We start from the raw sequence: 25,398 nt of genomic DNA on the forward strand, positions 1-25,398 counted from the left end.
TTTCAGCAGCTTGGGAATCCCTCCCGTGAGTCAGTCCCAGCGCGCGTTAGTATAACCCCAACCCCACCTTATAATGGCATGTTGGGTTGTCAACGGAGCGCCCGGCATTTTCCTACGGCCCTATGCGGCCGGCGTCCTACCCCCGATCGGGAATAGACGCCCCGAACAGCAGCACCGGCTCGCCCGGCGGCGACAGCGCGATCTCGCCGCGCACTTCCTCCACCAGTTGGCGCACCATCCAGGCCGCCGCCGTGCGCGACGCCAGCCCCTCGATCGGCAGCGTGCCGGCCAGCGCCGCGCGCAGGTCCGGGTCCAGCACCAGCTTCGGCCCCTCGGCGCGCACCACGATCTCGGTCACGCCCGGCCGCGTTTCCGCGCCGATGTCGAGCTGGCCGCCGCGCACCAGCGCATCGCCGGCGATCAGCGCCAGGTTCAGCAAGATTTTCGCCGCCAGCTTGTCGAGCATCTGCTCTTCGACCATCCAGCCGATCTTCACCCGGCCGGCGGTGGCAAACATGCCCTCGATCGCGACTCGCGCCTCGTGTGGCGGCACCGCGTCACCGAAACCGCCCGCCGATCCGAACGCCAGGCGAAAGAATTTAAGCTTGTTCGCCGATGTCCGCGCGCTGTCGCCCAGCAGTTCCAGGCAGCGCGCCCGCATCTCCGGGTCCGTCTCATCCGCCATCAGTTCAAGGCCGTTGTTGAGCGCGCCGACCGGGCTCAGCAGGTCATGGCAGAGCCGCGAGCAGAGCAGGCTGGCAAATTCGATGCTGTCGGTGGGGTTGGTCATTATGGGGCGTGTCACCGGATTGGATCGAAGGGGGAATATTCGGCTAATGCGCGCCCATGGCCCGCGATGCAAGCCCGGCCTGCCGCCTTTCCGTCACTCATGATCGAGGTGGATTTCGGTGAATCGCGCCTTTACCGCGCTGTCCGGCTCGGCGCGCCACAAACGCGCCGAACCGTCGCTGACGATCAGCCACAGGCTGCCATCGGGCGCCGAACTTTCCGCGTCGGTCCGCGACGGCTCCGCCACGCCCGAGGGGTGCGAATGATAATGGCCGATCACCGCCGGACCGCCCCGCCGCGCCGCCCGATGCGCCGCGATCAGCACAGCCGGGTCCAGCTCGAAATGGCGCAACGGGTCCGGCGCGACATTGGCGGCGGGCAGGATCGCCTCGATCCGGTCGGCCTGCCCCAGCAGCAGCCCGCACGCCTCCGCCTCCCGCCCGGCGCAAAGGGTCATGATCTGTTCCAGCAGTGCCCTTGATATCGCTACCTTCATTCCTACATTGTTACGACATGGGTTCGGGGGTTTCCATCATCGAAGCGGCGATCGGCGAAGCTCAGCATGGCCTGCGGCTCGACCGCGCCTTGGCCGATCTCCTGCCCGATCTGTCGCGCGAACGGCTCAAGGCGCTGATCGGCGAGGGCCATGTCCGCAGCGAGCAACCCGGCCGAGTCAACGCCTCCATGAAGGTCGCGCAGGGCCAGCTTTTCACCGTCGCTCTGCCAGAAGCAACTCCGCTCGACACGGTGGCGCAGGACATACCGCTCGCGATCGTGCATGAGGACACCGACCTCGTCGTCGTGGACAAGCCCGCCGGCCTCGTCGTCCATCCCGCCGCCGGCAATCTCGATGGCACGCTGGTCAACGCCCTGCTCCACCATTGCGCCGGGCAGCTGTCCGGCATCGGCGGCGTAGCGCGGCCCGGCATCGTCCACCGCATCGACAAGGATACGTCGGGGCTTCTGGTCGTTGCAAAGACCGACAAGGCCCATGAGGGGCTCGCGCGTCAGTTCAAGGACCACAGTATCGACCGGCTCTATGACGCGATCGTCTACGGCCACCCGTTGCCGCCTGCCGGCACGGTGGACAGCTGGATCGGGCGATCGGACGCTGATCGAAAGAAGATGGCGGTTCATCGGGAAGGACGCGGCAAACATGCCGTCACCCATTATCGCATGATCGACCGATTGCGGGGTGCGGCGATGGTGGAATGCCGGCTGGAAACCGGCCGAACCCATCAGGTCCGCGTCCATATGGCGCATATCGGTCACCCCTTGATCGGCGACCCGCTTTACGGTAGAGAGAGAAAAGGTTTCAAATCGATACTGGAAACGCTGGGTTTCAAAAGGCAGGCATTGCACGCGAAAACGCTGGGGTTCATACATCCTGTAACAGGTAAGCCCCTGCTGTTCCAAAGTGCACTGCCATCCGACATGCAGGAACTGTTAAGCGTGCTTCTCGTATAGTTTTGGACAAGTTTTGCGACGGCGCAGCGACGCCTCTTCTGGGTCCCGCCGCGCATGAAAGGGAAAGGTGACGACATGGCCAAGAGCAATGTCCCCGCGGTTCCGGCGCTGGGCGGTGAAGCCAGCCTCAACCGCTATCTGTCGGAAATTCGCAAATTTCCGCTGCTGACGCCCGAGCAGGAATATATGCTCGCGAAGCGCTATCAGGAACATCAGGATCCTGAGGCGGCGGCGCAGTTGGTGACCTCGCACCTGCGCCTCGTGGCGAAGATCGCGATGGGCTATCGCGGCTATGGCCTGCCCGTCAGCGAACTCATCAGCGAAGGCAATATCGGCCTGATGCAGGGCGTGAAGAAGTTCGAGCCCGATCGCGGCTTCCGCCTTGCGACCTACGCCATGTGGTGGATTCGCGCCTCGATCCAGGAGTTCATCCTGCGCTCGTGGAGCCTCGTGAAGATGGGCACCACTGCGTCGCAGAAGAAGCTTTTCTTCAACCTGCGCCGGATGAAGAACAGCATCGAAGCGTTCGAGGATGGTGATCTGCGGCCCGAGGACGTGACCAAGATCGCGACCGACCTGGGCGTGTCGGAGGACGATGTCGTATCCATGAACCGCCGCATGGCGATGGGCGGGGATACGTCGCTCAACGTGCCGATGCGCGAGGATGGCGAGGGTCAGTGGCAGGACTGGTTGCAGGACAATGACCCGCTCCAGGACGAGCGTGTCGCCGACGAGCAGGAAAAGACCCAGCGTCACGAGATGCTGGTCGAAGCGATGACCGATCTCAACGACCGGGAAAAGCATATCCTGGCCGAACGGCGCCTGGCCGAAGAGCCCAAGACGCTGGAGGAACTGAGCCAGGTCTACGGCGTCAGCCGCGAACGCGTCCGTCAGATCGAGGTTCGCGCGTTCGAGAAGCTGCAAAAGGCGATGATGCGCATTGCCGGAGGCCGCCTCGAAAAAATGGCCCGCCTCGCCGTCGCCTGACCGGCCCTCTACCTGAAACGAAAAAGCCCCGGAGCGATCCGGGGCTTTTTTTGGATCATAGCGCCTTAAATGTGAACCGTTCGCCCTGAGCCTGTCGAAGGGCTCGCGCGTGCTTCGACAGGCTCAGCACGAACGGAAGTGGGCGTGATCCCAATTACAACATTCCGTTCTAACGCCTGCGAGGAATTCAAGCCGGCCGCAATTCCACCCATGTCGGCGCATGGTCGCTGGCTTTCTCCCGCCCGCGAAAATCGCGGTCGACCTGCGCGTCGATCATCCGGTCGGCGGCGGCGGGGCTCAGCAGCAGATGGTCGATGCGAAACCCCGCGTCGCGCGGCCAGGCGTTCATCTGATAGTCCCAGAAGGTCCACACCCCGCCCGCCGGATGGCGCGACAGAATCGCGTCGGTCCACCCGTCGCCCAGCATCCGGCGGTAGGCGGCGCGGCTTTCCGGCTGCATCAGCGCGTCGTCGGCCATGGCCCTGACCGAATAGGTGTCCACGTCGCGCGGGATGACATTATAGTCGCCTGCCAGCACAGCCGGCACTTCCTCGGCCCAGATTTCCGCAGCGCGCGCGCGCAGCCGCTTCATCCAGCGCAGCTTGTAATCGAACTTGGGGCCGGGCTGCGGATTGCCGTTGGGCAGGTAGATGGACGCGACGCGCACGCCCTTCACATCGGCCTCCAGATAGCGGCTATGCTCGTCCTCCGGCTCGCCATCCAGCCCGCGCCGCACCTCGACCGGGGTCTCGCCCCGCGCAAGGATCGCGACGCCGTTGAACCCCTTCTGCCCGTGCCAGATCGCGCCATAACCGGCGCCCTCTATATCCTTCGCCGGAAAGGTCTCGTCGCTGGTCTTGATCTCCTGAAGGCAGGCGACATCGGGCCGCGTCTCGTCCAGCCACTCCAGCAAACGCGGCAATCGCGCCTTGATGCCGTTGATGTTGAAGGTGGCGATGCGCATGAAAACCTAACCCCGTTCGCCCTGAGCCTGTCGAAGGGCTTTTCTCTTCTTCAGGAAATGGCGGGCTTCGACAAGCTCAGCCCGAACGGATGTGGACTCTACACCGAAAAGCTCGTCCCGCACCCGCAACCGGCGGTCGCATTGGGGTTCGTCACCTTGAACGCCTGACCACCCAGGTCCGACACGAAATCGACCGCCGATCCGCGCACCAGGTCGATCGACACATCGTCCACCACCAAGGTCACGCCGTCGCGCTCGGCCGACACATCGTCCGGCTCGACCGCCTCGGCCAGGCCGAAGCGATATTGGAAGCCCGAACAGCCGCCCCCTTCCACCGAGAGGCGAAGGATGGCGGGCTTGCCCTGCTTGGCGGCGATCGCCGCGACGCGGGCGGCAGCGGAGGGGGAAAGATCGATGTCGGCCATATGTCCCCTAAATAGGGTCAAGCAAAAGGCCCGGCAAGCGCTGCTGCCGGACCTTTGCGAAAGCGTCGATATAAAGCGGACTTAGTCGACCGCCTTTTCCTGCGCCTTGGTCGGACCACCCATGGCGATCGGCGGCTTGCTGTTCATCGCCACCAGATAGTCGGGACCAGCGACGAAGGGCAGCGGGTTGATCGCCGCGCCATCGACGCGGACTTCATAATGAAGATGGCTGCCGGTCGAGCGGCCGGTCGAGCCCATCAGGCCGATGATCTGGCCGCGCTTCACATAGCTGTTCTCGGCGACCAGCAGCTTCGACATATGGCCGTAGCGCGTTTCCATGCCGCTGCCGTGCGAGATCTGGACCAGATTGCCATAGCCGCTGGCCCAGCCCGATCGGCTGACGATGCCATCCGCGGTGGCGTGGATCGGGGTGCCGATCGGCCCCGGAATGTCGATGCCCTTGTGCATCCGCGCGCTGCGGTTGAAGGGATCGGACCGGACGCCGAAGTTCGAGGTCAACGTCAGCTTCTCGACCGGGCGGCCCGACGGAATGTAGGCGGCGGTCTTGGCGTTGCCGTCCATCCGCTGGAGGCTGGAGAAAAGGTTGGCGAAACCGACATCGGCCGGGCCAAGCGCGCTGGTGTTGATTTCCGAAGCGTCGCCATAAGGATCGTCGCTTTCGGTCGCCTGCGCGGGGGCGGCCGCACACAGCGCGCCGAAAAGTCCGATGCTGGCGAAAATCTTGGCGGCGGATTGGAACCGAAACGACCCGCGCGCATTACTCGTCTTTAGAACCGACATGCAGACCCCGACTATGTTACCGGAAACTTGTGTTTCTCGGCGCTTCCCGTGTTAACTTTTTGGCGACCTGGATCGCCCCCGCTGAAGCCAGACTGCAAATTGCCGCTCAGCTTGCAAGCGCGGTGTAGAATTCTTCCGTCAGACCGGCCTGCCGACGCGCCGAGTCGTTGAACGGTGGCTTCAAGCTGCCCCGAAAATGGCGTTTCACCAGCTTTTGGTAAGCTTCGACAGGGTTAACGCCTGCTCTGTTCGTCGCCCAGCCGAACCAGTTCGTCCCCGCCCCGACATGGCGGATCTCGTCCTGCATGATGCGCCGCAACATTCTCGCGGAAGTCAGGTCGCCTACCGCCTCGAACCGCGCCACCGTTCCGGGCGTTATGTCGAGCGCCCGCGCCTCCAGCACCATCGGCACGATCGCCAGCCGCGCGAAAACGTCCCGCGCCGTGTCCTCCGCTGCCTCCCACAGCCCGTCATGCGCGGGAAGCGCGCCATAATGGCTCCCCATCTGCCGCAGCCGCCGGTCGAGCAAAGCGAAATGCATCGCCTCCTCCGCCCCCACGCGCATCCATTCGTCGGTGAATGCAGCGGGAAACTCGCCACCGAAACGCCCAATCAGGTCGAACGCGAGGTCGATCGCCACGAATTCGATATGCGCCAGGGCATGGAGCATCGCGATCCGCGCCCGTTCCGATCCCATCCTGCCGCGCTTGGGCATCCGGTTGGGCGGCAGCAGTTGGGGCGCGTGCGGTCGCGCCGGCCGATCGGGCATCGCCATGTCGAACCGATACGCCAGCCGCCCCAGCCGCCACGCCCGCGCCACCGCGCGGGCCGCCATCAGCTTGGGCGTCGGATCGGGCGTCGTCAGCACATGGGCGCACCCCGCGCCCACGCTGTCGATGGCGGCAGGCAGCGTCAAAGCGCCTTCACCGCCTCCAGCACCTCCTGCGCATGACCCTTGACCTTGACCTTGGGCCATACTCGCGCGGCCTTGCCATCCGCGTCGAACAGGAAGGTCGCGCGCTCGATCCCCATATATTTGCGGCCATAGAGCGACTTTTCGACCCAGGTGCCGAACGCCTCGCAAGCCCCGCCATCCTCGTCCGACGCGAGGATCACGCGCAGCCCATATTTCTCGGCGAATTTCTTGAGCTTGCCCGGCTTGTCCTTCGACACGCCGATCACGCTCGCGCCGGCGGCCGCGAAGGCATCGTACAATTCGGTGAAATCCTTCGCCTCGTTGGTGCAGCCGGGGGTATCCGCCTTGGGATAGAAATAAATCACCAGCGGCTTGCCCTTATAGCTGCCCCAATCGATGTCCGCGCCATTCGCATCCTTCAGCGCAACGGCGGGAAGCGCGTCTCCCTGTTCCAGCATGGTCACTCCTCCTCGAAGGGCGCGGCGAGCGCGGCCCAGGCTTCGCCCACGCTTTGCCGCGCCGCCGCATAGCTTGCAAGCAGCCTGTCCCAATTGTCAGCCCCGCAGGCGCGCGCGACAAGCGGCCGTGTCGCCTCGGGCGGCTCGGTCGATCCGGGCGAAACCAGCCGCGACACGATCAGGAAGCGGGTGATGAGGTCGTGCGCGGCGATCAACTCGCCCGGCAGATGTCCGGCCGCGACCAGTTCGGCCAGCGCCAGCGACAGGTCGGGGTGGAAGGCCATGCGATGCCGGAACTGGGTGACGTGGATCAGGAACTCCAGATCGACCAATCCGCCCGGCGCCAGCTTCACGTCCAGCGCGCTCGCCGGCGGCTTGTGCCGGGCGATGTCGCCGCGCATCTTCACCGCTTGCCGCGCCAGCGCGTCGGTGTCGCGCGGCCGTTGCAGCGTCTCGTCCAGCACCGCCGCCAGCGCCGCGCGCGCCGCCGCCGATCCGAACACCGGCCGCGCCCGCGTCAGCGCCAGATGCTCCCAGGTCCACGCCTCCTCGCGCTGATAGCGCGCGAAACTGTCGAGGCTGACCGCCAGCAGCCCCTGCGCGCCCGAAGGCCGCAACCTTGTATCCACCTCATAAAGCGGCCCGGACGCGGTCGGCACCGACAGCGCATTGGTGATGCGCTGCGCCATACGGTTGAAATATTGCGTCGCGCCCAGCGGCTTGCCGCCATCGGATTCCGCCGCGAAATCGCCTGTGAAAAGATAGACGAGGTCCAGGTCCGACGCATGGGTCAGCACCCCGCCGCCCAGCCGCCCCAGCGCCAGGATCAGCATCTCGCCGCCCGGCACCCGCCCGTGCGCCGCCTCGAACTCGCGCACCGCCCCTGCGGCCAGCACCTCGATCGCCGCCTCCGCGACCCGGCCATAGCCCCGCCCCGCCTCCAGCGGATCGCCGCCTCGGATGATCTGCGCGCCCAAGGCAAAGCGCCGGTCGCCCACCCGCTGCCGCACCCGGTCGAGCAGCGCCTGATAATCCTCGCCCGGCTCCAGCGCGGCGAATTGCGCGGCGAGCACCGGCACCGCCGGCGGCGGATCGAAGGCCGACGCATCGATCAGCCCGTCGATCAGCTCCGCCCGCCGCCCGAGCGCGTCCGCCAGCGTCGGCGCATGGCTCAATATCTCGGCCAGCAGTTCCAGCAGCGCCGGCCGCGCGGCCAGCAGCTTGAAGAAATTGATCGCGCTTGGCAGCCGCGCGATCATGTCGTCCAGCCGGTTGAGCGCGCGGCTGGGATCGGGCGCTTTCGCCATCGTCCGCATCAGCCCCGGCAGCAGCGCCTCCAGCGCCTCGCGCGACGGCGCGCTGCGCAGCGCGCGGATCGTGCCGCTCCGCCACCGCCCGATCCGCGCCACCGGCGTCTCGGCGTCGGCAAATCCCATCTCGGTCAGTTGCTCTTTAAGCCGCGCCTCATCCTGCGACAGCGACATGTCGGCCTTGTCCGGGGTCAGCCGGTCATAATTGCGCCCGACCCATTCGACCTGCGGCCGCAGCAGGTCGAGGAGCGCCGCCCCGTCACCCAGCCCATGCAGCCGCGCCACATTGTCCAGAGCCTCGCGCGTTTTGGGCAGCTCGTGCGTCTGCCGGTCCTCGACCATCTGCAACCGATGCTCGACCGTGCGGAACAGCACATAGGCGTCATCCAGCCGCTCTGCGACTTCGCCCTCGATCACCCCCGCCGCCGCCAGCGCGCGCAGCGCCACGCGCGTATTGCCCGACCGCAGCGCCGGATCACGCCCGCCATGGATCAGCTGATGCACCTGCGCGAAAAACTCGACCTCGCGTATCCCGCCACGCCCGCGCTTCAGGTCGTAACCCGGCCCGAACGCCTGCCCCTGCGCATAATGGTCGCGGATGCGGCGGCTAATATCGACGATCGCGTCGATCGCCCCGAAGTCCAGGCTCCGCCGCCAGACGAAAGGCCGTATCTGCCGCAGGAAATAATCGCCCAGCGCAATGTCGCCCGCCGCCGGCCGCGCCCGGATGAACGCCGCCTGCTCCCACCCCATTGCGGTCGACTCATAATAGCCGATCGCCGCCTCCACCGGCAGCGCGATCGGCGTCGCCTCGGGCGAGGGCCGCAGCCTGAGGTCGACGCGAAACACATATCCGTCGCCGTCGCGCGTCGTCAGCAGTTCGCTCACCCGCCGTCCGATCCGCACAGCGGCGTCGGCGGCATCTTCGCGCGGCCCATGCGGCATGGTGCGCGGATCGTAGAGCAGGATGGGGTCGATATCCGATGAATAATTCAGTTCGCGGCTGCCATGCTTGCCCAGCGCCAGCACCACGAACCCGCGCGGATCGGCATCCGGGTAACGCTCGCGCATCGCAGCGCTCAGCGCTTCTTCCAGCGCCTGATCGGCAAAATCGGACAGGGTGCGCGTCACCCGGTCGAGATCCCACGCGCCGGCCAGATCGGCCGCAGCGACCGTCAGCGCGATCGCCCCGCGCCGCCGCCGCAGCGCGCGCGCAACGCCATCCGCACCGCCGTCTACCGCCTGCGCGCACCGGAGCGCCGCATCGAAATCGCCGCTCGCCAGCCGCGCCGCAACAGCGGGATAACGGTCGAGCGCACGCGCCAGAAACGGCGAATAACCGCGAATTCGCGCCTCCGTTTCAGCCCATCCGATCACGCCTCTCCTCCGCTTGCCGGGTCCGGTCGGCGGCCCTAATCGCCTGCGCTTGCGTCAAAGGCCAGAAACTTTTGCGAGCCTCAACCGTTTGTCTCTCATGGAAATGCAGCGCAAACCCTTTGGCCGATCGGCGAACGGGCATGATATGGGGCACGCTCGTATCGTGAATGTGGGCTTGCCGAAGCCCTATGAAGGGGTTGGAAACGCCCTGCGCGCCACCTTCTCGCCAGCGCGCGAAGCCCTTCCCGACGACATCATGGCGTTGCTGGCCCGACTTGATACGCATCAATAGCGCAGCATTTCATTTACCCTTTTCCGGTAAATTCCGGCTCAACGCACCGCATCTCGTCGTAAAGTCAGAGCCATGATGTATCGCACCTTCGCCATCGGCACGCTGCTTGCCGCGCCCTTGATCGTTATGGCGGTGCAGAATGTCGTGCCGCAGAACGCGCCGACCGACCAACCGGACGCGCCCGAGCAGGTAAACGCGCCGCTGCCTCCCGGCATACCGCCACCACCCCCTATCCCGGTCGCGCCGCCCGTCGCCCCTGCCTATAGCAGCCCGCCTGACGCCGGACGGCCGCTGGCGGGCGCGGGTCAGCCCATGCTGAGCCCCTCGGGGCCGGACACCGCGCCAGCCCCGACACCATCCAAGCCCCTCAACCCGGCCGACGCGCCGCCCGGCTCCCCAAACGGCGAATTCTAGTTTAATGCGCCTTAAATATGATCCGTTCGCTTCGAGCAGGTTCGAGCGAAGTCGAGAACCGTCTGTCGAGAAGGTCTTGGTAAGCGTTCTCGATACGCCTTCTCGACTTCGCTCGAAGCCTGTCCTGAGCGCCTGCTGCAAGCAGGCAGTCGAAGGGGCTACTCGAACCGAACGGCGGCGGTTCAGATTAAACGCTCGATGCTCTAGGCGCGGCTCAGATCGCGCCCTTGAACGTGTCGCACTGCGCCGGGTCGCCGGTCGACAGCCCTTTGCGCAGCCATTCCATCCGCTGCGCGCTTGTCCCATGGGTGAAGCTTTCAGGCACCGGCCGCCGGCCTGCCGCCTTCTGGAGCGTGTCATCGCCGATCGCCTCGGCCGCGCGTAGCCCTTCTTCCAGGTCGCCCGGCTCCATCAGGTTCTGGTCCCGCGCGGCCCATACGCCCGCATAGCAGTCCGCCTGCAACTCCATCCTCACCTGGAGTTCATTGCCCTCCGCCTCGCTCGCGCGCTGCTGCGCCCGGCGGATGCGGTCCGCCTGCCCGGTGATGGTCTGGATATGATGGCCCACTTCATGCGCGATGATATAGCCGATCGGGAAATCGCCCGGCGCGTTGAAGCGCGTCTTCATCTCGGTGAAGAAATCGGTGTCGAGGTAGATGCGCTGGTCCGCCGGGCAGTAGAATGGCCCCATGGCGGACATCGCCGCGCCACAGCCCGACTGGCCGTTCTGGCTGTAGAAGACCAGGGTCGGCGGCGGATATTGCTGGCCTTCGGCCTTGAAGATATCGGCCCAGCGCCGCTCGGTCGATCCCAGCACCTTGAGCGAGGTGCGCTGCACGTCGCTGAGTTCGCTGGTGGCGGGGCGCTCGGTCTGCACCTGCTGCCCGCCGCCCCCGCCGCCGATCAGGCTCAGCGGGTTCATGCCCATCACGACCATGATGACCAGCACGACCACGATCCCGCCGCAGCCGAACCGGCTGCCGATCAGCGGCAGCAACATGCCCAGGCCCCCGCCCAGCCCGCCGCCGAAGCCGCCGCCCCGGCCGTCCTGCACCTCGAAATGGCTGCTTTCCTGTTCGTCGTCGAGCCGCATTGCGCCCTCCCTGTGTCCCCGGTCGTTACCTAGGCGATTCCATTAGAGCGGGGAACCGCCGAGTCACGGGAAGGTTGCCGCCGCCCGTTGAAATCGCCCGCGACTTATCATTGGAATGACATCTTCAAAGCCTATATTGCACTGCGATATGGCCGATACCGATCCGCACCCTCCGCGCCACCCGCGCCGCGCCCGAACCCCGCTCCCCCTTCCCCGCGAAGTCGCCTTGCTGTTGCAGGGCGGCGGCGCGCTCGGCTCTTTCCAGGCCGGCGTCTATGAGCGGCTGGACGAGCTGGCGATCGACGTCACCTGGGTCGCGGGCATCTCGATCGGCGCGGTCAACGCCGCGATCATCGCCGGCAACCCGCCGCATCGGCGCCTCAGCCGGCTCAAGAAATTCTGGTACACCGTGTCGGGCGGGATGCCCAACGTCATCCTGCCGGAGATCGATCCGGTCCGCGAGGTCGCGCATCTGACGGCGGCCGGCGTGGTCGCCGGCTTCGGCGTGCCGGGCATGTTCCGCCCGCGCCTCTGGCCCGCCGTGCTGATGCCCGAAGGCTCGCCCGGCGCGATCAGCTTCTATGACAGCGCCCCGCTGAAGGAGACCCTCAACGCCTGCGTCGATTGGGACTTGCTGAACGAAGGCCCGGTGCGTCTTTCGGTCGGCGCGGTCGATGTGGAAAGCGGCAACTTCTCCTATTGGGACACGCGCGGCCCCGGCGGCAACACCCGCATCGACGCGCGCCACATCATGGCGTCGGGCGCGCTGCCGCCGGGTCTGCCGCCGGTCGAGATTGACGGGCGCTGGTATTGGGATGGCGGCATCGTCTCCAACACCCCGCTCGCCCATGTGCTCGACCATCAGAGCGACGACATGCTGGTGTTCCAGGTCGATCTCTTCCCCGCCGAAGGACCGATGCCGCGCCAGATGACCGATGTCTATTCGCGTACCAAGGACATTCAATATAGCAGCCGCACCCGCCAGGTTACCGACCAGTATCTGCGCCTGCGCCACGAGCATGGCGCGATCAAGGCGCTGCTCGACAAGCTCCCCCCCGATCTCCAGTCCGATCCCGATGCGCTCGCGCTGCGCGACATGCTTGACTGCGCTTCGGTCAACATCGTCCATCTGATCTACCGCACCCGCAACTGGGAAAGCGGCGCGAAGGACTTCGAATTCTCCCGCTCGACCATGCTCGATCATTGGAGCCAGGGCCGCGACGCGGTCGAGGAAGTGATGCACAAGGGCGATCTCATCGCCCGCAACATCATCAACGGCAAAAGCTCGACCTTCGATCTCGACGAACCCGATCACCTCAAGGAGAAGTCCGCATGAGCACGTCCCTCGCCGGCAAGACCGCCCTCATCACCGGATCGACCTCGGGCATCGGTCTCGCCTATGCCAAGGCGCTGGCCGGCGAAGGCGCGAACATCGTCATCAACGGCTTCGGCGATGCGGACGCGATCGAGAAAGAGCGGCTGGGGCTGGAATCGCTTTCGGGCGGCAAGGCGCTCTATTCGGGCCATGACCTCACCAAAGCCGACCAGATCGAAGCGATGATGCAGGAAGCGGCCGATGCTTTCGGCGGCGTCGATATCCTCATCAACAATGCGGGCATGCAGCATGTGGCCCCGGTCGAGGCGTTCCCCGTCGATAAATGGAACCTCATCATCGCGCTCAACCTCACCAGCGCCTTCCACACGACCCGGCTCGCCATCCCCCATATGAAGGCGAAGAAATGGGGCCGCATCATCCAGACCGCTTCGGCCCACTCGCTGACCGCCTCGCCCTTCAAGAGCGCCTATGTGACCGCCAAGCACGGCCTCGCCGGCTTCACCAAGACGGTCGCGCTGGAAGTCGCGACCGACGGGATCACCGCCAACTGCATCTCGCCCGGCTATGTCTGGACGCCGCTCGTCGAAAACCAGATCCCCGACACGATGAAGGCGCGCGGCATGACCCGCGAGCAGGTGATGAACGACGTGCTCCTTGCCGGCCAGCCGACCAAGCAGTTCGTGACCGTCGAGCAGGTCGCCGCCATGGCCCTGTTCCTGTGCAGCGACGCCGCCGCCAACATCACCGGCGCGAATATGAGCATCGACGGCGGCTGGACGGCGCAGTAGGGTCAACGCTCACCCTTGCTCATCCAGTCCTGGCAGCGCGCAGAACTCTCGAAATATAGCCTAAGCTGGGCTGACGACGGCTCATAAGAAGACTTTACCTTGTTCCCCGGCGCAGGCCGGGGTCCAGCTTGGAGCGTGGAACTGGACCCTTGATGGGAGTAACGCGCCTCCCATCAACTGCGCCGGGGAACAAAAGCTATCAGTATCTTTCGATGCTCAGTTTGCAGCGTCCGCCTGCCGCAAAGCCCTGGCGCGAATATCATTCATCGTATCGCTGCTTTCACCGCTGGCTCTGGCTTCGTCAATCAGGCGCTGCATGTGGCTGACCGCGCCGTGCCGCTCCTGATCCCGGCGGATGAGGTCACGCACATAATCGCTGGCATTGCTGTATCGCCCCGTGTCCGCCTGCGCCTCGACCCAGATTTTCATACGGTCGGGAAGGGAGATGTTCATAGTCGCCATGGCTGCCTCCAACCAAATAATGGCAGAGATTGGCAAATACCGTCAACCCTTCCCTTCCTGAACATCCCCCTTCCCCGCCCGCAAAATCGCCTTATGCTCCTCGCCAGCAAGGGAGACAGTCACACATGCGCCACGCGCTCACGGCCGTTCTGGCCGCCGCCAGCCTATCGTCCACCGCCACGGCCCAGACGCCCGCCGCGCCGCCGCCCGCCCAAAGCGAGATCGGCGCGGCCGTGGCGAAGGACATGGACGGCCTCATGACCCTCTACCACGACCTCCATGCCAATCCCGAGCTCTCGCTTCAGGAAGTCAACACCGCCGCCAAGCTCGCCAAGAGGCTGAAGGCGCTCAAATATGACGTGACGGAGAAGGTCGGCGGCACCGGCGTCGTCGCGGTGATGAAGAACGGCTCCGGCCCCACCCTCCTCATCCGCGCCGACATGGACGGGCTGCCGGTGGTCGAACAGACCGGCCTCGATTTCGCGTCGAAGGTCCGCACCAAGACGCCCGAGGGCGTCGAGACCGGCGTCATGCACGCCTGCGGCCATGACACGCACATGACCGCCTTCATCGAGACCGCCCGGCTGCTCGCCGCCTGGAAGGACCGGTGGAAGGGGACGCTGGTCATGATCCTCCAGCCCGCCGAGGAAGTCGGCAAGGGCGCGCGCGACATGCTGGAGGACGGGCTCTACACGCGCTTCCCGCGCCCGACCCACGCCATCGCCTTCCACGACGCCGCCAATCTGCCCGCCGGCACGATCGGCTATACGCCCGGCTATGCGCTGGCGAATGTCGACAGCGTCGATGTGCTGGTGAAGGGCGTAGGCGGCCACGGCGCTTACCCCCAGACCACGCGCGACCCGATCGTGCTGGGCGCGCGCATCGTCACCACGCTCCAGACCCTCGTCAGCCGTGAACAGGAGCCGCAGGATCCCGCCGTCGTCACCGTCGGCAGCTTCCAGGGCGGGGCGAAGCACAATATCATCCCCGACGAAGCGAAACTGCTGCTCACCGTCCGCAGCTATTCGGATGAGACCCGCGCGAAGCTGATCGAGGGCATAAAGCGCGTCGCCCGGGGTGAAGCGATCGCGGCCGGCGTGCCGGAGGACCGGATGCCGGTCGTCACCGTGAAGGATGAATTCACCCCCTCCACCTACAATCCGCCCGAATTCGCCGAGCAGATGGCGACCTTGCTCAAGGGGCACTTCCCCGAAGGCCGCGTCGTGAAAACCCCCGCCGTCATGGGCGGCGAGGATTTCGGCCGCTTTTACCGCGCCGACAAGAATATCAACAGCTTCATCTTCTGGGTCGGCGGCGTGCCGGCCGACAAAATGGCGGCGGCAAAGGCAGGCCAGGCAACCCTCCCCTCGCTCCACAGCCCCTTCTGGGCGCCCCAGGCCGACGCCGTCATCGCGACCGCCAGCGAGGCGATGACCCTGCTGGCGCTCGACATATTGAAGAAGGACTGAGGAGACCGAGCAACGCTAATATCTTGTTCCCCGGCGCAGGCCGGGGTCCAGAGTCCCAGGCGCTGCGCCTCCGCCCCTGGACCCCGGCCTGCGCCGGGGAACTATAAGCTACATCCTCTTCTGACGAACCCTCACGCCCCGAACCCGCCATCGATCGTGTGCATCGCCCCGGTGACGTAGGACGCCTCCGGCCCGGCCAGATAGGCGGTCAGACCCGCAATCTCCTCGGCCTTGCCATAGCGCTTGATCGCCAGGAAGGGCTTGACGATCTCGGCGATCTCGCCGTCCGCCGGGTTCATGTCGGTGTCGACCGGGCCGGGCTGCACGATGTTGACGGTAATCCCCCGATCGCCGAAGTCGCGGGCCAGGCCGCGCGCCAGTCCCTGCAAGGCCGACTTGGTAAGCGCATAGGCGGCCGCCCCGGCGAAGGGCACCGCATCGCCATTGACCGATCCGATCACGACGATGCGCCCGCCATTGGGCATCCGCCGTCCCGCTTCCACCGCGGCATGATAGGGCGCGCGGACATTGATATCGATCATCCAGTCCACCGCATCGGGATCGAAGCTCAGCGGATCGCCGATCATCGCGACGCCGGCATTCACCACCAATATGTCGAGCGGGCCTTGCGCCGCTACCACCTCGATCACCTGGGCGCGGTCGGCCGCGTCCGACTTGACGGCGGTCGCGCCCGTCTCCGTCGCCAAAGCCTGCGCCGCGTCGTGCGATCCTGAGTAAGTGAAGGTGACACGCGCGCCGTCCTTCGCGAAGCGGCGCACGATCGCTGCCCCGATGCCACGGCTTCCGCCGATGATGAGCGCGCTCTTGTTGGTCAGGTCGGTCATGATGGTCATCCTTGAGAATTTCTGTACCGACCGCTATATAAATGCCTCACATGCCCGTTCAAGGATTTTTGTAGTGCTCGATACAGAAAAAATAAAAAGGCGCGGCCGCCCCCGCGGCTTTGATCGGGACGAAGCGCTGGAAAAGGCGCAGACGCTGTTCCATGCCCATGGCTATGAAGGCGTCGGCGTCGCCGCGCTGGCCGAGGCGATGGGCATCAACCCGCCCAGTCTGTACGCCGCCTTCGGCAGCAAGGCCGCGCTTTATGACGAAGTGCTGGCCCGCTACGGCCAGTCCGCCCTGCCGGTCATGGGCCTGCTGACCCCCGACGCCGACACCGCCGAAGCCTTGAAGGCGCTGCTCCGCGAAGCCGCCCGCCTCTATGCCGACGACAGCCAGGCGATCGGCTGCATGGTGCTGGAAGGCGCGCGCGGCACAGATGCGGACGCGACCCGCTGCGCCCAGAGCCGCAAGGCCGCCGCGCGCCAGCAGATCGCCGACTTTGTCGCCCTCCGCCACCCGGACAAGGCCGATCTCGTCGCCGACTATATGGTCATGCTGATGTCCGGCCTCTCCGCCGACGCCCGCGCCGGCACCCCGCCCGACCGCCTGGGCGCCGTCGCCGACATGGGCGGCCTCGCGATCGAGGCGATGCTGGGCGGCCGGACCTAGTCGATCTGGCTGGCGACCAGCGCCGTGTCCTTCCGATCCACCGACCAGAGCCGTCCCCTGACCCTTGGATCCCAGTCGATCGCCTGCCCCGGCGAATCGATCCCGATGGTCCGCCGCAGCTCCAGAACCGATCCCGCCTCGGGCAGCGCCAGCTCATACATTTCCGGTCGGTCATGCCCCGTCACATAGAGCCGCCCGTCCGCGCTCCAGCTCGCGCCCGAACAGCTATAGGGGGCAAAGCGCGCCAGCACTTCTGCCGGGAAGGTCCAGGCCGCTTCCTGCCGGAAGGCGTCGTCCATCCGCACCAGCAGCGTATGGCGATGGTCGCGCCCCGGCTCGCCGCCCTTGCCGGCATAATTGGCGAACACCGCCCACCATTTGCCGGCATGGCGATCGAGCACCGTCAGCGACCCCGGCCCGAAGCCCAGGCTCACCGACCGCACATGGCGCAGGCTCTTCGCATCGAAAATCTCGACCGCGCTCGTCTGCGGCAGAGCGGGATAGTTGGATGCCGCGCAGACCAGCTCGCGCCCGGCGATGGTGCAGCTGTTCATATGCGGGAACAGCCGCCGCTCCCCCTGCCACTGCGCGATCCGCTTGCCGGTCGCGATCGCATATTTGCCGATCCGTTCATTATCGATGGCAAAGACATGGACGCCGTCGGACGCCACCCCCTGCCGCGCCTCTACCGCCGGCAGCCGCAGCGTGACCGGCGCGGGCGGCGGGGAGGGCGCGTCGCCCTCCTGCGCCAGCGCCCCGCTCGCGGCCAGCAGCACCAGCCAAAGCCCGATAGTCCGTCCGCCGATCATCCCGGCGCGATAATGCCGGATTGCTACAGAAAAGTGGCGCTCAGAGCGAGAAGGCCGCCGTCAGCATCACCGCCCGCGCCTGCTCGGCCGCGCGCGCCGGCCCGGTCGGCATCGCCTCTCCCAGCCGGCTGGCGCTCAGCCGGTCGGGATCGGTCAGGCGCAGCCCGATGCGCGGCCCGCCCGCATCATAGTCCATCCCCGCCTCGAAGCGCGTCCCCGCGCCCGCCTCTTGTCCCAGCGCCGGCGCGCTGGTCCGCGCGATTCCCATGGCGCAGCGCCATGGCCCGGCGCGCCATTCGCCCGACAGCGCCAGCTTGCGCTCCATCGCCTGCTCGCCCGCGTCCGCTCGCACGGCCGCCTGCGCATAACGCGCCGTCCAGCGGAGCGCGGGCGACAGGCTGTGTGTCACGGCTGCGTCCAGCCCGCGTACATCGGCCGATCCCAGGTTCAGCGGCGCATAGCTTCCGCGCGCAAAGCCCATCCGGTCCTCGATCCGCGCCGCATAGGCCGCCACGCGCACCGCCACGCCCGGACCCGCGGCCCAGTCCAGCCCCAGCCGCGCCCGCCGGTCGCGCTCGGGCCGCAGCGCGTTCCGAAGCGTGCGGAACCCCTCGCGGTCCAGCCCCATCGCTCCGATCGCGCCGCTATCGCCATAGGCCCACATCGCCTCGCGATAGTCGGCGCTCAGCGCCAGCCTCGGCATCACGCCGAACCGCATCTGCGCCACCGGCAGGAACCAGTCCTTCGCGCGCAGATTGTCGCGGGTCAGCTGGCTCGTCGCGTTCGCGCTGCGGTTGCTGATCTTCGCCCCCTGCCAGCCCAGCGTCGCGCTCAGCCGATCGTCCGCCGCCAGCCGCCCCAGCGGCAGATCGAACCGTGCGTCGATCATCGTCAGGCTGGTGCGCGGCGCGATGTCGGTCCCGTTCCGCGCGGGCGCGCCGAGCCCCTCCGACCGCATCGCCCGCACGCCGGCATAGAGTTGCCGCCGCCGCTCGACCGCCATCCGCATCGCCGCCGGCTCTGCCGGGATGGGCGACAGGTCGATGGCGTAGATGCGCGCGGGTCGCTGGCGCGGTTCAGCCGGCACGGCACGCATCGAAAAGGCCAGTCGCGGCTTCAGCGCAAAGCCGCCATGGTCCGCCGTCGAAAGCTGCGCCATCGCCTGCTCGGCCGCCGCGGCCAGCATCAGCGCCACCAGATAATGTCGTCCCCCCATCGTTCATCCCCCCGGATTGCGTCCCCGATCCGCCAGCTGCACCGGCCTCTCCCCCACCGGCGCATAGCTCAGCGCATAGCCCACATGGTCGGACAGCATCGGGCCAGCCGCCTCGCCAAAGGGCGCCTGCGCCTGCATCACCCGCATCGGCCGTCCATCCGCCCCGCGCGCGAACAGCCAGTCCTTCTGCCGCTCGGCCGCCCGGCGAAGGTCACCCTCGCCCACGACCGGCGCGTCCCCCGCGAGCGCCCGCTTCGCGCCGCCCAGATGCGGCGCGACGAAACCCAGCCCGGCCGCCTCCGTGCGCGCGAAAAAGGCGGCGATCCGCTGCCGGTCCCGCCCGATATTGAAGTCCCCGCCGATGATGACCGCGCGCCCTGGCGGCGCCTTCGCCGCGACGAAGTCCGCCAGCAGCCCCGCCTGCCGGTCGAACGCGCGGAAAGACCGCGCCACCGCCACGCCCGCTGCCTTCCGCGCGTTCAAATGGCTGTTCACCACCGCCACCGGCGCGGCCATGCCGGGCACCGCCAGATGCGCGATCAGCACGCCCTTGTTGGCAAGGCAGTCGAAACCCGCGCAGGCGAAGGCGGGAAAGGCCATCCGCTCGGCTTTCACGATGGGATAGTCGGACAGGATGACAAGCCCGCTGCCCATCTGCCGCCCCGCCGTCTCGCCCCGGTCCCATCGCGCCCCGGCCAGAAAGGCGCGGTCCGCCGCCGTCGCCGGCAACGGGGTTCGCATCGCGGCATCTGGCCCGGCGGCGACATGAGCATAGCCCGCGCGCCGCGCGAACTGCGCCGGATCGACGATGAAGGCTTCCTGCAACATCAGGATATGCGGCTGCCGCCCCTGCGCCCGCAGCCCCGCCAGCCGATCCGCGATCCGCGCCAGCGCCTCGTCACGCCCGAACGCCACCGGCCAGGGCAATCCCATGACATTATAGGTCATGACGGACAGCGGCAGGTCGGCGACCGCGCCGCCGGCCATCACCCGCTCCGCGTCGGGCGCACTGGCGCCGGACGATCCGGCAGCGCACAAGGCGGCCAGAGTCGCGAACAGCAAGGCGCGTACTGGCTTGGACATGGACAAGTCCCCCTTGGCCGCGCCCTAGCCGCGTCGTGGGTCATGTCCATGTCTTCGCGATTGCAGCATGATGAAATTACCGGGTCACCCCGCGTCATCCCCCCGACGCATTACTGTAACGCCGCCCGCCCCTACCCTCGTCATTCCCGCGACCCGAAGGGCGGCCGAAGGTCAACGCGGGAACCCATCTCCCCCCCTCGCCCCCAATCCACCGTCAAGGAACACGCTTCTCTCTCTCCGCAAAGCACCCCTACCCCGGCCGATGCCCCTTGCGCCACTTGGTCCACAAATGCCGCGCCAGCATCAACGGCGGCATCCGCAGCAGGTGCGACCGTAGATAAAAAGCGAACACCAGCGCCTTGCGCGTCTCGCGCCCCCACCCGTCGCGCGCCAGCAGCCGCGCCCGCACGATCCGATCCCACAGCCCCAGCCGCGCGCCCTTGCCGTAAACCGCCGCCGCCAGCCGCTCTGCCTGCGCCACATGCCGTTCCAACCCATGCAGCCGCGCCCGCGCCGCCAGTCGCGCCGGATCAGCCTCCTTCAGCAGGCAATATATATCCCACAAATTGCGCAGCCCACCCTGCACATCCCCGTCGGCCAGCATATGCGCCGCCGCATGGACCACCCGATCCTCGGGCGACAACACCCATAGCCCGTCGGCCACGGGAACCGCCGCCGCCAGCATCGCCGCCGCATCGGGTCTCGGCCGCGCCGTCAGCGGCAGGATCGTGTGATGCACGTCGATCATCCGGTCCCGCTCGACATGGATCATCGGCGGCAGTTCGTGCATCCATTGGCGGTAATAGGCGTCGTCATAGGCGTCTTCCTTGACCCACTCCCATCCCGCGTCGATCAGCGCCCGCTCGACCACCGGCATCGCATCGCGCGGCACGAGGATATCGAGATCGCCGATAAACCGCCCCTGGCCTGCCTTCAGCCCCGCGGCAACATAGGCCGTGCCCTTCAGCAGCACGACCCGCACCCCCAGATGCCGCAGCGCCACCACCGCCCGGTCCGCCTCCCACAAAGCCTGCCGCGCCTCAGTCGCCGCCTCGCGCCTGGCATCTTCCAGGATCGGCCGCACCGCGTCCGGCACCTCGACCCCCTCCAGCCGCCACGCTAAAGTCCCGATCAGCCGCTCGGCCCGCGCCGCCGCGATCAGGCCGTTCCACCCCGCCGCGTCCAGCCCCGCGACCGACCCCGGCTCCCGCAGCGCCCGCACCAGCCGCGCCGCGCTCATGGTGTCTCGCTCCACAGCCGTTCGACCATTGCAATCGCCGCATCGCCGCTCGGAAAGTCGATCGCGCGCGCCGGCACTTCGCGCACGAAGCGGGTCAGCGCCGCAAAGGCGGGTTCCCCCAGCGCCACATAATTGGTCGACGCCTGGGTCAGCCGCATGAACACCTCGCCCTGCCCCACATCCCGCACAGCGGCCTCATGACCAAAGCGCGGGAACAGCAGCAGCGCCGGCATCCCCCCCTCGTCCATCCGCGCCACCGCATCGCCGCGCGGCACCATATGGCGGATATCGCCCTTGGCCGTCGCCCGCAGCAAAGGCCCCATCCGCGCCGCGCCGACTTCCCCCGCCACCACGTCGATCGCCCGGTTCTTGAGCGACACGAGGCGGGGAAAGGGCAGGATCGCGCCGCTTGCCATATCGAGCAGCGCGAACTCGTCCCCCATCAGCCGCCAGCCCCGCTCGCCCAGCAACGCCGCCAGCGTCGACTTGCCCGACCCGGATTCGCCGGTCATCACCAGAACCCGGCCGTCCTTCTCGACGCTCGACGCATGGAGCAGCAGGTGCCGCCGCCACCCTAGCGCCATCTGGAGGTTCATCCCCATCTCCGCCGCCAGCAGCCCGTGCGCTAGGCTCATCGGCGCGGCGTCGGCCAGGCCATGATCGCCGGTGATGAAGATGTGGGGCCGCACCCAGCGCCGCAGCGCGCTAGCCGGCTGCAATCGCACGGTGAAGTCGGCGATCGCGCCGCGCACATCGGGATAGTCGGCATAGAGCCGCGCCAGCGCATCGATCGGCCTGCCCCAGGCCGACCCGATCCGAAACGTCGCCGGCCCTATCCGCAGCATGATCGCGTGCCTCATGCCGGCCGCACCAGCCCCAGCGCCACCAGCGCATCGAGATGCGACCCGATCTCCGCCACCGCCGCCGCCCGCTCGCCCAAGTCGAAGTCGCGCGCCAGCCGGTCGTGCATCGCCGCAGCGGTCACGGTCTCCCCGTCTACCATCCGTTCCAATATTTCCGGCACCGGGCTGATGACCATATGCGTCTGGCCCGATCTCCTATGGTATAATAATACCATATCATCGAGGACACAGGCCGAAACCGCATCCTCCTCGTCCCGGCGATAGGCTGTCTCCACCCTCGGCCTCTATGCTAAACAGCTGTCCCACTCGGTGTTCGCTTAAGCACCGCCGGCGCGCAAAAAATGGCGGATCAGCGCGGCATTTGGAGCGAGGCATAGCAGGTGAAACCGCTCGTTCCCCGCTGCAACCGGCGGATATAGTTGAGATAGGCCTGGTTCTGCTCGTAGCTGGTCCCCGGCAGCGGCCGGCCGCGCATCGCCTGCTTCACCTGCTCACCGGTGAAGCTGCGCCCGGTCCCCGGAAACGCGCCCGGCGTGCCTGCCGGCACCACCTGCCCGTTGGGCGCGATCGCGCTGCCCGCGCGGCCCTGGTCGGGCACGGGAATGGTGCAGTTCAGCACCGACGCCGCCGTATTCGCCAGCGCCGGCCGGATCGACACGATTGCCGACGCGGCGACCGCCCCGCCCATCAGCAGCTGGCGGCGCGAGGGCGCGGGCGATCCGGCCTCGCCGGCCTGTGCCTCCTGGCTCTGCGGATCGGGCGTCGGCTCGCTCATCTCGTTCTTGTCCGTAGCTTGCGCTTGCCAAACCGTAAAGATTGGCCGCTATTGCAACCAGACATCGCAGCAAATGCGCGACAAATCCAGCGCGGTAACCATGAATCGACTAACCGTTTCGCAGATCACGGCCTCGCTCGCCACCCTGCTGCTGGGGGCGGGGGGCGCGCTGATGCTCGGCTCTTCGCCGCTGCCGCTGGCGATGCTGACCCTTTCCGGGCTCGCCATCCTGCTCATCTGCGCGGTCCAGGCCGATCCGCCGCCCGCCGCCGAGCCGGCGCTGGTGCTGCCCGATACGCCCGACCTCATCGGCCATCCCGATTTTGCCAGCCTGCTGGAAGGCATTTCGGACCCGCTGATGCTCGTCGAGCGCGGCCGCATCCGCCATGCCAATCGCGCCGCCCAGCGTCTGCTCGGCAGCCATATCGAGGGGGAGGATGCGCGCATCGCCATCCGCCATCCTGCCGCTGCCGAACGCCTCGCCAGCGCCGCGCCGCTGGCCGAAGCGGTGATGATCGAGCTGGTGGGCCTGGGCGCCCGCGACCAGCGCTGGCAGATGCGGATCGCGCCGGTCGGCGCGGTCGCCGACATGCGCCGCCTCGTCCACCTCGCCGACCATAGCGGCACTCATGCGGCCGAGCGGATGCGCGTCGATTTCGTCGCCAATGCGAGCCACGAACTCCGCACGCCGCTGGCCGGCATATTGGGCTTCATCGAAACGCTCGCCGACCCCGAAATGGGCCGCGACGTTGAAACCCGCGAACGCTTCCTCGGCATCATGGAGGGAGAGGCGCGCCGAATGCAGCGCCTCATCGACGATCTCATCTCGCTCTCCCGCATCGAATCGGAGAAGCACCGCCTGCCCGACGCCAGCGTCGACATGTCCGAACTCACCGCCGAAGTCGTCGGCGTCGTCCGCTCCAGCCATGGCGAGCGCGGCCGCGACGTGGAGATGGAGATTGCCCCGCAACTGCCGCCGGTTCAGGGCGACCGCGCCCAATTGTCGCAGCTGCTCCACAATCTCATCGGCAACTCGATCAAATATGGCCGCCCCGGCACGCCCATCCGCGTGTCGCTGACCGAAGGGCCGAGCAGCATGACCCGGCTCATCGTTGCGGACGAGGGCGAGGGCATCGGCCCCGATCATCTCCCGCGCCTCACCGAACGCTTCTATCGCGTCGATTCCGGCCGCAGCCGCGCCATGGGCGGCACGGGCCTTGGCCTTGCCATCGTCAAGCATATCGTCGAGCGCCATCGCGGCCGGCTCGACATCGCGAGCACGCTCGGCAAGGGCACGACCATCACCATCCTCCTGCCTCCGCCGGTCGAGGAAAGCCAGGGCCGGCAGGACGAGAAAAGGCGTCCGTCGACGCTTTCGGACGCAGTGTCATGAAAATGCAATGCCAGCGTCACAAAGGCGCGATGGTCCGCGACTAGGCCCCTGCCCAAGGGGGGCAGCGATCAGAGCGACTCGCGGCCGCATGATGGAGGTTTCCGTGAAGACGTTCGCCCTGCTCGCCGCGACGACCGTGAGCGTGCTTGGCCTTGCCGGTTGCACCGACGAGGCCGGCAGCGCCAGCACGCGCGACCAGATCCGCGCCGTGGGCTCCTCTACCGTCTATCCCTTCGCCACCGCCGCCGCCGAACTTTTCGTCCAGAGCAATCCGGGCATGAAGTCGCCGATCATCGAATCGACCGGCACCGGCGGCGGCATCAAGCTGTTCTGCACCGGCGTCGGCGCGCAATATCCCGACATCGCCAACGCCTCGCGCCGGATGAAGAAGGCGGAGTATGAGCAATGCGCCGCCAATGGCGTCAAGGACATCGTCGAAATCCAGGTCGGGGTCGACGGCCTCGCCTTCGCTGAATCGAAAAAAGGCCCCGGCCTCAAGCTGACGCCCAAGATCGTCTATGAAGCGCTGGCCGCCAATCCCTATGGCAAGGGGCCGAACAAGACGCAGAACTGGAATGACGTGGACCCCAGCCTCCCGGCCATCCCCATCTCGGTCTTCGGCCCGCCCTCGACCAGCGGCACCCGCGACTCGCTCGCCGAACTGATCCTGGAGAAAGGCTGCCAGAGCGACGAGGCGATGAAGGCGCTGAAGGAAAAGAATGAGGACGAATTTAAGGCGACCTGCACCCGCGTCCGCGAAGACGGCAAATATGTCGATTCGGGCGAGAATGACAATCTGATCGTGCAGAAACTCAACGCCAATCCCAATGCCGTCGGCATATTCGGCTTCAGCTTCCTCGAAGAAAATAAGGACAGTCTGAACGACGTGCCGATCAACGGCATCCAGGCGACCTACGACACCGTCTCCACTGGCCAATATCCCGGCGCGCGTCCGCTCTACATCTATGTGAAGAAGGCGCATATGCAGGCGATCCCCGGCCTCCAATTCTTCCTCGACAGCTTCGCGGCGAACTGGGGACCGGGCGGCGTGCTGACCCGGCGCGGCATGGTCGCCGCGCCCGAGGATGTGCGCCGCAAGAGCGCCGCAACCGTGAAATCGCTCGCCGTCCTCGACGGCGCCGACCTCAAATAAGCG

The 25,398-nt window shown here is 66.9% G+C and carries 28 protein-coding genes; 10 read left to right on the forward strand and 18 right to left on the reverse strand.

Annotation, left to right across the window (positions count from 1 at the left end; translation table 11 throughout):
• Window positions 1-136: 136 nt before the first annotated feature.
• The gene (locus V2B31_RS16420; RefSeq protein WP_328280523.1) at window positions 137-790 is read right to left on the reverse strand and encodes a histidine phosphotransferase family protein; all 654 of its coding nucleotides are present in this window, start codon (window positions 788-790) and stop codon (window positions 137-139) included.
• A 93-nt stretch (window positions 791-883) separates the two neighbouring features.
• Window positions 884-1,285: a M67 family metallopeptidase gene (locus tag V2B31_RS16425; protein ID WP_328280525.1), complete on the reverse strand. Its 402-nt coding sequence runs from the start codon at window positions 1,283-1,285 to the stop codon at window positions 884-886.
• 17 nt (window positions 1,286-1,302) lie between these two features.
• On the opposite strand from V2B31_RS16425, the gene V2B31_RS16430 reads away from it, so the two are divergent.
• Both V2B31_RS16430 and rpoH read left to right on the forward strand, forming a co-directional pair.
• Entirely contained in the window at window positions 1,303-2,256 is a 954-nt protein-coding gene (locus V2B31_RS16430; RefSeq protein WP_328280527.1) for an RluA family pseudouridine synthase, read from the forward strand.
• A gap of 75 nt (window positions 2,257-2,331) precedes the next feature.
• Window positions 2,332-3,243 (forward strand): RNA polymerase sigma factor RpoH, encoded by a 912-nt coding sequence (gene rpoH / locus V2B31_RS16435; protein WP_328280529.1) that lies wholly within the window; start codon window positions 2,332-2,334, stop codon window positions 3,241-3,243.
• Window positions 3,244-3,430: 187 nt separating this feature from the next.
• Here rpoH and xth read toward each other — a convergent pair whose 3' ends face one another.
• The 6 genes from xth to V2B31_RS16465 form a co-directional block, all read right to left on the reverse strand.
• Entirely contained in the window at window positions 3,431-4,207 is a 777-nt protein-coding gene (gene xth, locus V2B31_RS16440) for an exodeoxyribonuclease III (protein ID WP_328280531.1), read from the reverse strand.
• Window positions 4,208-4,305: 98 nt separating this feature from the next.
• The gene (locus tag V2B31_RS16445) at window positions 4,306-4,632 is read right to left on the reverse strand and encodes a HesB/IscA family protein (RefSeq protein WP_328280533.1); all 327 of its coding nucleotides are present in this window, start codon (window positions 4,630-4,632) and stop codon (window positions 4,306-4,308) included.
• A gap of 81 nt (window positions 4,633-4,713) precedes the next feature.
• The gene (locus V2B31_RS16450; protein ID WP_328280535.1) at window positions 4,714-5,433 is read right to left on the reverse strand and encodes a M23 family metallopeptidase; all 720 of its coding nucleotides are present in this window, start codon (window positions 5,431-5,433) and stop codon (window positions 4,714-4,716) included.
• Between the two features lie 106 nt (window positions 5,434-5,539).
• Window positions 5,540-6,349, reverse strand: a complete 810-nt coding sequence (locus V2B31_RS16455; RefSeq protein ID WP_328280537.1) for a ferritin-like domain-containing protein — start codon at window positions 6,347-6,349, stop codon at window positions 5,540-5,542.
• The gene (gene bcp / locus V2B31_RS16460; RefSeq protein WP_328280539.1) at window positions 6,346-6,807 is read right to left on the reverse strand and encodes a thioredoxin-dependent thiol peroxidase; all 462 of its coding nucleotides are present in this window, start codon (window positions 6,805-6,807) and stop codon (window positions 6,346-6,348) included. Before bcp ends, V2B31_RS16455 begins: the two co-directional genes overlap by 4 nt.
• Window positions 6,808-6,809: 2 nt before the next feature.
• The gene (locus V2B31_RS16465; protein WP_328280541.1) at window positions 6,810-9,494 is read right to left on the reverse strand and encodes a bifunctional [glutamine synthetase] adenylyltransferase/[glutamine synthetase]-adenylyl-L-tyrosine phosphorylase; all 2,685 of its coding nucleotides are present in this window, start codon (window positions 9,492-9,494) and stop codon (window positions 6,810-6,812) included.
• 97 nt (window positions 9,495-9,591) lie between these two features.
• Here V2B31_RS16465 and V2B31_RS16470 point away from each other — a divergent pair, with 97 nt between their 5' ends.
• Together V2B31_RS16470 and V2B31_RS16475 are read left to right on the forward strand one after the other, a co-directional pair.
• Complete coding sequence (locus V2B31_RS16470) at window positions 9,592-9,786, forward strand: hypothetical protein (protein WP_328280543.1); 195 nt, start codon at window positions 9,592-9,594, stop codon at window positions 9,784-9,786.
• A 72-nt stretch (window positions 9,787-9,858) separates the two neighbouring features.
• The gene (locus tag V2B31_RS16475; RefSeq protein WP_328280545.1) at window positions 9,859-10,200 is read left to right on the forward strand and encodes a hypothetical protein; all 342 of its coding nucleotides are present in this window, start codon (window positions 9,859-9,861) and stop codon (window positions 10,198-10,200) included.
• A 214-nt stretch (window positions 10,201-10,414) separates the two neighbouring features.
• On the opposite strand, the gene ypfJ is transcribed toward V2B31_RS16475, so the two are convergent.
• Window positions 10,415-11,293: a KPN_02809 family neutral zinc metallopeptidase gene (gene ypfJ / locus V2B31_RS16480; RefSeq protein WP_328280547.1), complete on the reverse strand. Its 879-nt coding sequence runs from the start codon at window positions 11,291-11,293 to the stop codon at window positions 10,415-10,417.
• 148 nt (window positions 11,294-11,441) lie between these two features.
• Between ypfJ and V2B31_RS16485 the strand changes: the two genes are divergently transcribed.
• Entirely contained in the window at window positions 11,442-12,629 is a 1,188-nt protein-coding gene (locus V2B31_RS16485) for a DUF3734 domain-containing protein (protein ID WP_328280549.1), read from the forward strand.
• Complete coding sequence (locus V2B31_RS16490; protein ID WP_328280551.1) at window positions 12,626-13,417, forward strand: 3-hydroxybutyrate dehydrogenase; 792 nt, start codon at window positions 12,626-12,628, stop codon at window positions 13,415-13,417. Before V2B31_RS16485 ends, V2B31_RS16490 begins: the two co-directional genes overlap by 4 nt.
• Window positions 13,418-13,633: 216 nt before the next feature.
• Here the strand turns inward: V2B31_RS16490 and V2B31_RS16495 are convergent, their stop codons facing one another.
• A complete protein-coding gene (locus tag V2B31_RS16495) occupies window positions 13,634-13,879 on the reverse strand; it encodes a type II toxin-antitoxin system ParD family antitoxin (protein WP_328280553.1) in 246 nt (81 codons plus the stop codon).
• A gap of 125 nt (window positions 13,880-14,004) precedes the next feature.
• On the opposite strand from V2B31_RS16495, the gene V2B31_RS16500 reads away from it, so the two are divergent.
• A complete protein-coding gene (locus tag V2B31_RS16500; protein ID WP_328280555.1) occupies window positions 14,005-15,348 on the forward strand; it encodes an amidohydrolase in 1,344 nt (447 codons plus the stop codon).
• Between the two features lie 131 nt (window positions 15,349-15,479).
• On the opposite strand, the gene bdcA is transcribed toward V2B31_RS16500, so the two are convergent.
• Entirely contained in the window at window positions 15,480-16,193 is a 714-nt protein-coding gene (gene bdcA, locus V2B31_RS16505) for an SDR family oxidoreductase (RefSeq protein WP_328280557.1), read from the reverse strand.
• 73 nt (window positions 16,194-16,266) lie between these two features.
• Between bdcA and V2B31_RS16510 the strand changes: the two genes are divergently transcribed.
• On the forward strand, window positions 16,267-16,863 hold the full coding sequence (locus tag V2B31_RS16510; protein ID WP_328280559.1) for a TetR/AcrR family transcriptional regulator: 597 nt from the start codon (window positions 16,267-16,269) through the stop codon (window positions 16,861-16,863).
• Here V2B31_RS16510 and V2B31_RS16515 read toward each other — a convergent pair.
• The 7 genes from V2B31_RS16515 to V2B31_RS16545 form a co-directional block, all read right to left on the reverse strand.
• Window positions 16,860-17,672 carry a hypothetical protein gene (locus V2B31_RS16515; RefSeq protein ID WP_328280560.1) on the reverse strand — a complete coding sequence of 271 codons (813 nt, stop codon included), beginning with the start codon at window positions 17,670-17,672 and terminating at the stop codon, window positions 16,860-16,862. The genes V2B31_RS16510 and V2B31_RS16515 overlap by 4 nt on opposite strands.
• 40 nt (window positions 17,673-17,712) lie before the next feature.
• Window positions 17,713-18,888 carry a TonB-dependent receptor gene (locus V2B31_RS16520; protein ID WP_328280561.1) on the reverse strand — a complete coding sequence of 392 codons (1,176 nt, stop codon included), beginning with the start codon at window positions 18,886-18,888 and terminating at the stop codon, window positions 17,713-17,715.
• A 3-nt stretch (window positions 18,889-18,891) separates the two neighbouring features.
• The gene (locus V2B31_RS16525; protein WP_328280563.1) at window positions 18,892-19,971 is read right to left on the reverse strand and encodes an endonuclease/exonuclease/phosphatase family protein; all 1,080 of its coding nucleotides are present in this window, start codon (window positions 19,969-19,971) and stop codon (window positions 18,892-18,894) included.
• A gap of 250 nt (window positions 19,972-20,221) precedes the next feature.
• Window positions 20,222-21,211: a nucleotidyltransferase domain-containing protein gene (locus tag V2B31_RS16530; protein WP_328280565.1), complete on the reverse strand. Its 990-nt coding sequence runs from the start codon at window positions 21,209-21,211 to the stop codon at window positions 20,222-20,224.
• Complete coding sequence (locus V2B31_RS16535; RefSeq protein WP_328280567.1) at window positions 21,208-22,071, reverse strand: HprK-related kinase A; 864 nt, start codon at window positions 22,069-22,071, stop codon at window positions 21,208-21,210. Before V2B31_RS16535 ends, V2B31_RS16530 begins: the two co-directional genes overlap by 4 nt.
• On the reverse strand, window positions 22,068-22,250 hold the full coding sequence (locus V2B31_RS16540; protein WP_328280569.1) for an HPr-rel-A system PqqD family peptide chaperone: 183 nt from the start codon (window positions 22,248-22,250) through the stop codon (window positions 22,068-22,070). The genes V2B31_RS16535 and V2B31_RS16540 overlap by 4 nt, the downstream gene beginning before the upstream one ends.
• Window positions 22,251-22,423: 173 nt before the next feature.
• The gene (locus tag V2B31_RS16545) at window positions 22,424-22,849 is read right to left on the reverse strand and encodes a hypothetical protein (RefSeq protein WP_328280570.1); all 426 of its coding nucleotides are present in this window, start codon (window positions 22,847-22,849) and stop codon (window positions 22,424-22,426) included.
• Between the two features lie 100 nt (window positions 22,850-22,949).
• Between V2B31_RS16545 and V2B31_RS16550 the strand changes: the two genes are divergently transcribed.
• Both V2B31_RS16550 and V2B31_RS16555 read left to right on the forward strand, forming a co-directional pair.
• Complete coding sequence (locus V2B31_RS16550; protein WP_328280572.1) at window positions 22,950-24,242, forward strand: sensor histidine kinase; 1,293 nt, start codon at window positions 22,950-22,952, stop codon at window positions 24,240-24,242.
• Between the two features lie 103 nt (window positions 24,243-24,345).
• Window positions 24,346-25,395, forward strand: coding sequence for a substrate-binding domain-containing protein (locus V2B31_RS16555; RefSeq protein WP_328280574.1), 1,050 nt, complete (start codon window positions 24,346-24,348; stop codon window positions 25,393-25,395).
• The last annotated feature ends 3 nt before the right edge of the window (window positions 25,396-25,398 follow it).

It is taken from the genome of Sphingobium sp. (assembly GCF_036170395.1).
Taxonomy (GTDB): Bacteria; Pseudomonadota; Alphaproteobacteria; order Sphingomonadales; family Sphingomonadaceae; genus Sphingobium.

What these genes read in the sequence shown, in the direction of transcription:
- V2B31_RS16420 (WP_328280523.1), bottom strand. Translation starts at nt 790, where the DNA reads ATGACCAACCCCACCGACAGCATCGAATTTGCCAGCCTGCTCTGCTCG.
- V2B31_RS16425 (WP_328280525.1), bottom strand. Translation starts at nt 1,285, where the DNA reads ATGAAGGTAGCGATATCAAGGGCACTGCTGGAACAGATCATGACCCTT.
- V2B31_RS16430 (WP_328280527.1), top strand. Translation starts at nt 1,303, where the DNA reads ATGGGTTCGGGGGTTTCCATCATCGAAGCGGCGATCGGCGAAGCTCAG.
- rpoH (WP_328280529.1), top strand. Translation starts at nt 2,332, where the DNA reads ATGGCCAAGAGCAATGTCCCCGCGGTTCCGGCGCTGGGCGGTGAAGCC.
- xth (WP_328280531.1), bottom strand. Translation starts at nt 4,207, where the DNA reads ATGCGCATCGCCACCTTCAACATCAACGGCATCAAGGCGCGATTGCCG.
- V2B31_RS16445 (WP_328280533.1), bottom strand. Translation starts at nt 4,632, where the DNA reads ATGGCCGACATCGATCTTTCCCCCTCCGCTGCCGCCCGCGTCGCGGCG.
- V2B31_RS16450 (WP_328280535.1), bottom strand. Translation starts at nt 5,433, where the DNA reads ATGTCGGTTCTAAAGACGAGTAATGCGCGCGGGTCGTTTCGGTTCCAA.
- bcp (WP_328280539.1), bottom strand. Translation starts at nt 6,807, where the DNA reads ATGCTGGAACAGGGAGACGCGCTTCCCGCCGTTGCGCTGAAGGATGCG.
- V2B31_RS16470 (WP_328280543.1), top strand. Translation starts at nt 9,592, where the DNA reads ATGGAAATGCAGCGCAAACCCTTTGGCCGATCGGCGAACGGGCATGAT.
- V2B31_RS16475 (WP_328280545.1), top strand. Translation starts at nt 9,859, where the DNA reads ATGATGTATCGCACCTTCGCCATCGGCACGCTGCTTGCCGCGCCCTTG.
- ypfJ (WP_328280547.1), bottom strand. Translation starts at nt 11,293, where the DNA reads ATGCGGCTCGACGACGAACAGGAAAGCAGCCATTTCGAGGTGCAGGAC.
- V2B31_RS16485 (WP_328280549.1), top strand. Translation starts at nt 11,442, where the DNA reads ATGGCCGATACCGATCCGCACCCTCCGCGCCACCCGCGCCGCGCCCGA.
- V2B31_RS16490 (WP_328280551.1), top strand. Translation starts at nt 12,626, where the DNA reads ATGAGCACGTCCCTCGCCGGCAAGACCGCCCTCATCACCGGATCGACC.
- V2B31_RS16495 (WP_328280553.1), bottom strand. Translation starts at nt 13,879, where the DNA reads ATGGCGACTATGAACATCTCCCTTCCCGACCGTATGAAAATCTGGGTC.
- V2B31_RS16500 (WP_328280555.1), top strand. Translation starts at nt 14,005, where the DNA reads ATGCGCCACGCGCTCACGGCCGTTCTGGCCGCCGCCAGCCTATCGTCC.
- bdcA (WP_328280557.1), bottom strand. Translation starts at nt 16,193, where the DNA reads ATGACCGACCTGACCAACAAGAGCGCGCTCATCATCGGCGGAAGCCGT.
- V2B31_RS16515 (WP_328280560.1), bottom strand. Translation starts at nt 17,672, where the DNA reads ATGATCGGCGGACGGACTATCGGGCTTTGGCTGGTGCTGCTGGCCGCG.
- V2B31_RS16520 (WP_328280561.1), bottom strand. Translation starts at nt 18,888, where the DNA reads ATGGGGGGACGACATTATCTGGTGGCGCTGATGCTGGCCGCGGCGGCC.
- V2B31_RS16525 (WP_328280563.1), bottom strand. Translation starts at nt 19,971, where the DNA reads ATGTCCAAGCCAGTACGCGCCTTGCTGTTCGCGACTCTGGCCGCCTTG.
- V2B31_RS16530 (WP_328280565.1), bottom strand. Translation starts at nt 21,211, where the DNA reads ATGAGCGCGGCGCGGCTGGTGCGGGCGCTGCGGGAGCCGGGGTCGGTC.
- V2B31_RS16535 (WP_328280567.1), bottom strand. Translation starts at nt 22,071, where the DNA reads ATGAGGCACGCGATCATGCTGCGGATAGGGCCGGCGACGTTTCGGATC.
- V2B31_RS16540 (WP_328280569.1), bottom strand. Translation starts at nt 22,250, where the DNA reads ATGGTCATCAGCCCGGTGCCGGAAATATTGGAACGGATGGTAGACGGG.
- V2B31_RS16545 (WP_328280570.1), bottom strand. Translation starts at nt 22,849, where the DNA reads ATGAGCGAGCCGACGCCCGATCCGCAGAGCCAGGAGGCACAGGCCGGC.
- V2B31_RS16550 (WP_328280572.1), top strand. Translation starts at nt 22,950, where the DNA reads ATGAATCGACTAACCGTTTCGCAGATCACGGCCTCGCTCGCCACCCTG.